This window comes from Asanoa sp. NPDC050611, from assembly GCF_040654855.1.
GTDB lineage: Bacteria > Actinomycetota > Actinomycetes > Mycobacteriales > Micromonosporaceae > Asanoa.
On the sequence record NZ_JBFAIU010000329.1, the window covers coordinates 1 to 8,359 of the forward strand.

8 protein-coding genes are annotated in these 8,359 nt (G+C 70.8%); 3 read left to right on the plus strand and 5 right to left on the minus strand.

Annotated features, from left to right (window positions below):
• Nucleotides 1–41: 41 nt before the first annotated feature.
• From AB0H87_RS33615 to AB0H87_RS33630, 4 genes are all read right to left on the minus strand, one after another.
• The gene (locus AB0H87_RS33615) at nt 42–1,112 is read right to left on the minus strand and encodes an aldo/keto reductase (RefSeq protein ID WP_360154993.1); all 1,071 of its coding nucleotides are present in this window, start codon (nt 1,110–1,112) and stop codon (nt 42–44) included.
• A 49-nt stretch (nt 1,113–1,161) separates the two neighbouring features.
• Nucleotides 1,162–1,761, minus strand: a complete 600-nt coding sequence (locus AB0H87_RS33620; protein ID WP_360154996.1) for a TetR/AcrR family transcriptional regulator — start codon at nt 1,759–1,761, stop codon at nt 1,162–1,164.
• A gap of 19 nt (nt 1,762–1,780) precedes the next feature.
• On the minus strand, nt 1,781–2,644 hold the full coding sequence (locus AB0H87_RS33625) for a helix-turn-helix transcriptional regulator (protein ID WP_360154999.1): 864 nt from the start codon (nt 2,642–2,644) through the stop codon (nt 1,781–1,783).
• 144 nt (nt 2,645–2,788) lie between these two features.
• A complete protein-coding gene (locus AB0H87_RS33630; RefSeq protein WP_360155002.1) occupies nt 2,789–3,022 on the minus strand; it encodes a DUF397 domain-containing protein in 234 nt (77 codons plus the stop codon).
• A 236-nt stretch (nt 3,023–3,258) separates the two neighbouring features.
• On the opposite strand from AB0H87_RS33630, the gene AB0H87_RS33635 reads away from it, so the two are divergent.
• A complete protein-coding gene (locus tag AB0H87_RS33635) occupies nt 3,259–4,710 on the plus strand; it encodes a GGDEF domain-containing protein (RefSeq protein WP_360155005.1) in 1,452 nt (483 codons plus the stop codon).
• Between the two features lie 31 nt (nt 4,711–4,741).
• The gene (locus AB0H87_RS33640; protein WP_360155007.1) at nt 4,742–5,590 is read left to right on the plus strand and encodes an aldo/keto reductase; all 849 of its coding nucleotides are present in this window, start codon (nt 4,742–4,744) and stop codon (nt 5,588–5,590) included.
• Between the two features lie 56 nt (nt 5,591–5,646).
• On the opposite strand, the gene AB0H87_RS33645 is transcribed toward AB0H87_RS33640, so the two are convergent.
• Nucleotides 5,647–6,294 (minus strand): TetR/AcrR family transcriptional regulator, encoded by a 648-nt coding sequence (locus AB0H87_RS33645; protein ID WP_360155010.1) that lies wholly within the window; start codon nt 6,292–6,294, stop codon nt 5,647–5,649.
• A 309-nt stretch (nt 6,295–6,603) separates the two neighbouring features.
• Between AB0H87_RS33645 and AB0H87_RS33650 the strand changes: the two genes are divergently transcribed.
• The coding region (locus AB0H87_RS33650; protein ID WP_360155013.1) for a BTAD domain-containing putative transcriptional regulator at nt 6,604–8,359 on the plus strand (1,756 nt) is incomplete at its 3' end.

Here is an 8,359-nt window from a genome sequence, read left to right on the forward strand (position 1 = left end):
CGGCACCTGAAACCCGGACGCGGCCTGGGGGCACGGCGCCCTCAGGCCGCGTTCCACACTGGAGGGTGATAGCCCGCCGGCTTGTCGCCGATGCCGAGGCCCGGGCTGACGATCCAGGACTGGTACTCGGGCGTGAACATCGAGTACGGCGGCCCGAGGGTCGGCGCGGAGACCGCGTCGAGGCGGGCCCGCAGCTCGGCCGGGATCTCGAAGTCCAGCGCCGCCAAGTTGCCGTCGAGCTGCGCGACGCTGCTCGCGCCGACGATCACCGAGCCGACCGCCGGCTGCGTCGCGACCCAGTTGACCGCCACCTGGGCCATGGTCCGCCCGACCTCGGCCGCCACCTTCTCCAGTTCCTCGATGACCTGCCACTCACGGTCGCTGACCGCGCGCTGGCCGCCGAGCCGGCCCTCGCCGGACAGCCCGGAACCCGAGCGCCGGTACTTGCCGGTGAGCAGGCCGCCGCCGATCGGGCTCCACGCCGTCAGCCCCAGGCCCAGCGTCTGCGCCATCGCCGGGAACTCCGCCTCGATGTCGCGGGCCACCAGGGAGTACGGCAGCTGCACGGTGACCATCGGGGTCAGCGCGTGCGCCTCGGCGTAGGTCTGCGCGCGGGCGGCGTACCAGGCGGGCACGTCGGACAGGCCCGCGTAACGGATCTTGCCCGCCCGGACCAGGTCGTCGAACGTCCGCACGACCTCCTCGACCGGCGTGATCCGGTCCCAGGTGTGCAGCAGGTAGAGGTCGAGGTGGTCCGTGCCGAGCCGGCGCAGCGACGCCTCGACGGCCCGGATCATGTGCTTGCGGCCGTTGCCGCCGGCGTTGGGGTCCGTCGCGTCGACCGTGTTGGTGAACTTGCTGGTCAACACCAGGCGATCGCGCACGCCATGGATCAGCTTCCCGAGGATCGACTCGCTCTCCCCGGCGGTGTAGAAGTCCGCGGTGTCGACCAGGTTGCCGCCGGCCTCGACGTACCGCCGGAAGATCGGCTCTGCCTCCGCGGCGGTCTTGCCGTAGGCGGCGTGGAAGCCGCCGGTGCCGAAGTTCATCGTGCCCAGTGCCAGCCGGCTCACCCGGAGCCCGGAGCGGCCCAGCAGGTAGTAGTCATTCATGGGCACCAAGGTGCGTCGCCAAAATTGGACCCGCAAGTCCAGAACAGCCTCAGCGTCGCAAATTCTCGAGGCCCATGTCCAGCGCGGCCTCCAGGTGGTCGATCTGCCCGGTGGCGAGCATCACCAAGACGCCGCCCTGGATCCCCGCGAGCAGGGCGGCCGCCGAGCGGTCCGCGTCGAGCCCGGAGTCGATCTCGCCGATCCCCTGCATGTGCCGGATGCCCGCCGCGATCTCGCCCTGCCACTGGCGCATCAGCTCGGACACTACCGCCGCCGCCCCGGGCGTCGTCCGGCCGAGCTGGGCGATCACGCCGCTGAGCGGACAGTCCATCCCCTGGCTCAGGTAGCGCTCGACGACCCGGTCGCGCCACGCCACCCAAGCCGGCCAGGACGTGAGGTCGCCGAGCTGGGGCTGCTGGTCGCTGAGCACGCGGTCGGCCTCGTAGCGGGCGACCGCGAGCAGCAGCTCGTCCTTTCCCTCGGGGAAGTAGTGGAAGAGCTGGCTCTTGCTGGTGCGGGTGCGCGCCCGGACGTCGTCGAGCGTGGTCTCGGCGATGCCGCGCTCCCGGATCTCGGCCGCCGCGCCCTCGATGATCCGCCGGCGGGTGGCGAGACCCTTCCGCGTCAAGGTGCGGCTTTCTGGACTCACCGGTCCAGGTTAGCCCGCGCTAGGACTTCAGCAGGCGTTCGAGGAACTCGGTGGTGTCGCCGGGCGACAGCGCCGCGACGGTCAGCCGCTCCATCGCCTGGCGGTAGCGCTCCACGTGCTCCGGCTTGTCGAGGTAGAGCGCGCTGACGAGTTGCTCGACGTAGACGACGTCCGGCAGGTCCGGATCGGCGAACCGCAGCATGCTGAACGCGCCGCCGTCGGCCGTGTGGGTGCCGCGGCGCAGCGGCATCACCTGGATCGTGATGTTCGGGCGCTCGGCGACGTCAAGCAGGTGCTGCAGCTGGGCCTGCATGACCGCGCGGCCGCCGACCGGGCGGCGCAGGGCCGCCTCGTCCATCACCACCCAGTACGTGGCGGGCGGCGTGCGGTCGAGGATCCGCTGCCGTTCGAGGCGCAACTTGACACGTTTGTCCACTTCGGGCGGTGGGACGTCCGGCAGGCCCGAGAGCACCAGACCACGGGTGTAGTCGGCGGTCTGCAGCAGGCCGGGCACGAACTGCACCTCGTACGCCCGGATCGTGGTGGCGGCCTCCTCGAGACCGACGTAGGTGCCGAACCAGCTCTCCAGCACGTCGTCGTAACGGTGCCACCAGCCGTCGGAGCGCGAGTCGCGGGCCAGCGTCAGCAGCGGCTCGCGCTGCGCCTCGTCGACCACGCCGTACAACGTCAGCAGGTCGGAGATGTCGCGTTCCTTGAAACCGACCCGGCCAAGCTCCATGCGGGAGATCTTCGAGGCGGAGCCCCGGACGTGGTAGCCGGCGTCCTCTCTGGACACGCCCGCCGCCTCGCGGAGCCGCCGCAGGTGCGCGCCCACGACAATCCGTCGTGCCGTGGGGCCGGCGGCGGCGTCCGGGGCGGTCATGTCTGTCCTCGGGTCGGCGATCGCTCGCCATGGGTCGCCTTGACGAGACCCCGGTAGCGTACGTGACGCCCCGGTTACCGGTCCATGTTCGATCGGCTCGGTCCAGGCCCTGTTTCGGATCTGGGCCCAGATCCGAACCGGGGCCTAGTCGACGATGTGGTCGAACTCGCCGTCGCGGACGCCCGCGAACAGGGCCGTCATCTCGGCCGGCGTGAACACCAGCGCGGGGCCGCGCGGGTCGCGGGAGTTGCGCACCGCGACCGCGCCGTCGGCCAGGCGGGCCAGCTCGACGCAGTTGCCCTGTGCGCCGCTGTAGCGGCTCTTCGTCCAGGTCACGTCGCTGAGGTCGGTCGCCGCGACGCCATTGCTGATCTTCATGGTCACCTTCGCATCCGTACGTTGGGGAGTGACTTCCCCGGCGGCGACAGCCTAATGCACGTGCATTCTCACGGGAAGATGCACGTACAGGTGACCGTCGGGTGTGGAATGTCCACATTCGCGACTGGCGATTGTGCAGCGTTCAACGACCCCTGGTTGAGACCAGGCGCATTTGCACGTGCATTTGCTCTTGCGGCATACGCGTGCACGCGAGGAAGATGCTCAATATGTCCCGCGTGGAACGCGCTCTCCGCGCATCCGCCGTCGTTGCCCTGCTGGTGCTGGGCCTGATGACGGCGGCCGGGGCTTACGACACGGCGATCACCTTGCCTCTCGTCGCCGTGCCGTTCGTCGTCTGCGTGGTCATCTGCGTCGGCCGTGCGCGGCCGGGCCGACCGCGACGGGCGGCCTGGCTGGTCGCGGGTATCGCGACCACCGCGCAGCTCGCCGGCACGATGTGGGCCGGGCTGGCGCCCGCCGCGCGGGGCGAACCGGTGCACACCATGGCCACCGAGACCCTGGCCGACCTGGGCCTGGTGCTGTTCTACCTGTTCGTCGGCCTGTTACTGCGCTCGGACCGGCCGATATTCAACCGCGGCATCTGGCTCGACGGGGTCGTCGCCGGCCTGGGCATCGCCGCGCTCGCCTGCGTCGGCGATCCCGGCAAGGGCGACGGCGCCGGCGAGCATCTGGCCGGCGTGCTGGTCTATCTCGTCCTGATCCTGCACGTGGTCATCGGCGGCACCATCGGTGGTCGCCGCCTCGACCGGACCCACGCGCTCGTGGTGGCCGGGTTCGGCGCCGCCAGCATCGCCGAGGGCTTCGCGCTGCTCGGCCATGTCGACGGCTCCCTCGCTGAACCCGGCTACCTCGTCGTGGTCACGCTCGCGCTGCCCATCGCGCTGGCGTTCGCGCCCGCGGCGGTCACGCCGACCCGGCGCCGCACCGGCACCGCGGCCACGCCGTCCGTCGTGGGTTGGACGGCGCTGGCCGTGCCGGCGTTCTTCGCGTTCAGCAGCGTGCTGCTGCTGGCGATCGGCCAATCAGGACGGTTGCCGGTGCTCAGCAGCGCGCTGGCCGTGGCATGTGTGCTCGCCGCGTTCGGCCGGGCGAGCCTGACCTTCAGGGAGCTGCGCGACTTGCGAGACGTCTACCAGCAGGCGCGGACCGACGACCTGACGGGCCTGCCGAACAGGCGGGCGTTGTACGAGCACCTCGAGGCCCTCACCGCGCCCGCCTCGCTGCTGCTGCTCGACCTCGACGGTTTCAAGGAGGTCAACGACAGCGTCGGCCACGCGGCCGGCGACCAGGTGCTGGCCCAGACCGCCGAGCGCATCAAGGTGGTGCTGGGCCCGACCCAGGTGCTGGCCCGCCTGGGCGGCGACGAGTTCGCGATCCTGTTGCCCGGCGCGACGCTCGTCGAGGCCGCGGACCTCGCGTGGCGGATACACGTCGCCGTGACGTGCCCGTCGCACCTCGGCGACACCCAGATCCGGCTCGGTGTCAGCATCGGCGTGAGCGGCACGCACCTGGCCGACGCCGGTGCGGGCGAGCTGCTCCGGACCGCCGACATCGCCATGTACGTGGCGAAGCGCCGGGGTGGTGGCGTGGCGGCCTACGAGCCGCCGACGGAGCGGGTCGCGTCCCCGACACCGGAGCTCGACCCCCACCTGACCCCGCTGGCCTGACCGCGCCGACCGCCCTGACAAGATCGCTCAGGTGACCGCAGAGATCAACGCCGCTTCATCGGGTACGTGGACGCTGGGCGGCGACCTGACCGTCAACCGGCTGGGCTTCGGCGCCATGCGGCTACCCGCGCGCGACCGGGACCAGGCCGTCGGTGTGCTGCGTCGCGCGTACGAGCTGGGCGTCAACCACATCGACACCGCGGCCTTCTACTTCTCCGCGCTGCGGTCGGCCAACGAACTGATCAACCGGGCGCTCTCGCCGTACCCGGCGGATCTGGTGATCGTCACGAAGGTCGGACCGGGCCGTGACCCGTCTGGTGAGTGGTTGCCGCTGGCCCGGCCCGACCAGCTGCGCGGGCAGGTGGAGGAGAACCTGCGCCAACTGGGCCGGGACCATCTGGACGTCGTCAACCTGCGGCAGCACGGCCTGACCTCGGTGGCGGAGCATTTCGGCGCGCTCGCCGACCTGCGCGCGGCGGGGTTGATCCGGCACCTGGGCCTGTCCAACATCCGCCCGGAGCACCTGCCACAGGCCCAGGCGATCGGGCCGGTGGTCTGCGTGCAGAACCAGTACGGCCTGCACCTGCGCCGCTCCGACGAGCTGTTGCGGACGTGCGGGGAGCAGGGGATCGCGTTCGTCCCGTTCTTCGCGATCGCAGGCGACGCCCGCGAGTCAGGCGGCGTCGCGGCCAGCGACGCGGTGGACACGATCGCCCGGGCCCGCGGTGTGACGCCGGCCCAGGTGCGCCTGGCCTGGACGCTGCACCGCGGCACACACCTGCTGGCGATCCCGGGCACCGGCAGCCCCGACCACCTGATCGAGAACGTGGCCGCCGGCGCCCTGCGCCTCACCGCCGCGGAACTGGCGGCCCTGGACTAACGGTGGCGAAGCGAGCTCGGCCAGTTCGCGGGTCACCGTCCGGGCGTACCGCGGTCTCAGTTCTCAGGTTTCGGGGCGTAGTCGCCGAGCCCTTGTTCCAGGAGCGCGAAGGCGTGCCCGGCGAGGTTGCGGACGTCTGCCGCCAGGTCGGTGGGGTGGTCGTCGGTGAGAATGCGGCGGCGTACGTGTTCCACCAGCGCGCGGTGCACACCCATGAGAGCGTTCGCGACCACGTACGCGTGCACGTCGTCGATTTTCGTGCCGTTCTCGTCGGCAAGGAGAACCGCCAGGTCGTCCGTGGTCCGGGCGAGGGCTTGCCGTTCGCGAGCCTGTAGCGCGGGGCTGTCGGCGATGACCCGGTTGACCGTGTGCGCTTGCCGCATCGCCTCCGGATCGCCGGCTTCGATCCTCGCGAGCAGGCCTGTGCTTTCGCTCAGGAAGCGGCGAAATGCCGCCAGCACCGGTTCGCCGGCGTCCCGGGTGCGGATCGCGTCGATCAGGCGCGTGCCGAACGCCTCCAGCGGACGGTAGAACAGTTCTTCCTTGCTGTTGAAGTAGTTGAAGACGGTGGCGAGCGACACCTCTGCTTCCCGGGCGACATCAGCGACGGTCGCCTGGTCGAAGCCGCGATCGGCGAACAGCCGCCACGCCGCTGCGGCGATCCGCTCTCTGGTCTGCTCCTTCTTGATCTCGCGCAGCCCCACCGGTCCTCCATATCCGCGTTGACTTGAACTTGGAGGCGCTCTAAGTTTTGACTTGTTCCAAGAATACCCAACGGGGGCAGGGGTGACGGCGCCGGTCAGTTTCGGCTCACGCTCGTAGCCGCATGTGCGGCACTGGGTTCCTCGCTCACATCCATATTGGAGCGACGTGCCGAGGTCGGCTTCACATCGGCTTCATGGCGGTCGCGACGGGCGCCGTGGGGTCCTTCTGTGCGTATCGTCTGTGGTGCGCCCGCCCATATCCCCGTTCCAGGAAGGCGGAAGGCTGCCGGGCGTCGCGTGGGGGGATTGGTGGACATCGAGTTCGGGTTGCTCGGGCCGTTGGACGTTCGGGTCGGCGGGGAGCATGTGCTGGTCCGGTCTCCGAAGTCGCGGATCCTGCTCGCTTCACTGCTACTCGAACCCGGCCGGCTGGTGCCGGTTGCGGAGCTGATCGACGCGATCTGGGGTTCTCGTACGCCGGACAACCCGCGTCGGGCGTTGCAGTTGTGGGTCACCCGCCTGCGGGCGGTCCTGGCGGACGCCGGAGCAGGCCAAGTGATCATTACCGGCACTGACGGCTACCGCGCTGATGTTCCCGCGGAGTCCGTCGATGTCAAGCGGTTCCACGGTTTGCTGGCCCGCGCGGATCTCGCGGCGCACCGGTCGGACCCGGTCGGGGAGCGGGCGGCCTTGGCCGATGCCACCAGCTTGTGGCGCGGTGAAGCATTCGCCGACGTCCCCTCCGACTTCCTGCACCGGAAGTACGGGCACCACCTCGGCGAGCAGCGGCTGCAGGCGATCGAGCGGCGGATCGACCTGAGCCTGCGGGACGGCCGGCATGCGGAGGCGGTCGATGAGCTGGTGGAGCTGACCGCGGCGCAGCCGCTGCGCGAGAAGCTCTGGATCCAGCTGATCACAGCTCTGGATGCCAGCGGCCGCCGAGCCGATGCGCTCGCCCGGTATCACCTGATGCGGCGGCAGCTGGCCGAGGAGCTCGGCATCGAGCCCGGGGCGGAGATGCGCGAATTGCACGCGAGGATCCTTGCCGGAGATGCCGTGGCCGGACCCGGCCCGGCGCCGGTTCCGGCGGTCCCACGGCAGCTTCCCGCCGAGGTCAGCGGCTTCGCCGGCCGCGCCGGTGAGATCAGCCGTCTGCACGCGCTGCTCGACGAGCAGGAGGCGGACCCGGGCCGCTCGACGATCCTGGTGGTGACCGGGATGGCGGGTGTCGGCAAGACGGCGCTGGCGGGGCACTGGTCCCGACGCATCGCGGACCGCTTCCCGGACGGCCAACTCTGGGTCGACCTGCGTGGATACCATCGCCGCGCCGCGGTCACGGCGGAGCAGGCGCTGGCGTACGTCCTGCGGGCCTTCGACATCCCGGGCACGGACATGCCGGCCGACCTGGACAGCCTGGTCGGCTTGTATCGCTCCGTCACCGATGGCCGGCGGATGCTGGTCGTCCTGGACAATGCCAGCTCGGTCGATCAGGTGTGGCCTCTCCTCCCCGGCGGACCGGGCAGCTTCGTGCTGGTCACCAGCCGCAACGAGCTGACCGGCCTGGTCGCGGACAAGGGCGCCCGGGCGATGCGGCTCGATCCCTTCACCGCCCAGGAGGCGCGCCAGATGCTCGCACCGCGCCTCGGAGGCCACCGCATCGACGCGGAACGGGCTGCCGTTGACCGGATCATCGGCCGGTGTGGCGGGCTGCCACTCGCCCTGGCCATCGTCGCCGCTCGGGCCGTCGCCCGGCCCGCTTTCGCGCTGGACGCGCTGGACCAGCAGTTGGCCGACGCCGGTGACCAACTGGACAACTTCGCCAGCCCGGACGGTGGAGTCGACGTGCGGGCGATCTTCTCCTGGTCGTACCAGACCCTTACCGCTCCGGCCGCCCGGCTGTTCCGCTTCCTGGGTCTGCATCACACCACCGATCTGTCCGCGGCGGCCGCCGCGAGCCTCATCGGTGCCGCGCGCACCTCGACGCGGCGGCTGCTCGACGAGCTCGCCGGCGCGCACCTGGTCACCGAACGGACCCTCGACAGGTTCGTTCTCCACGACCTCGTGC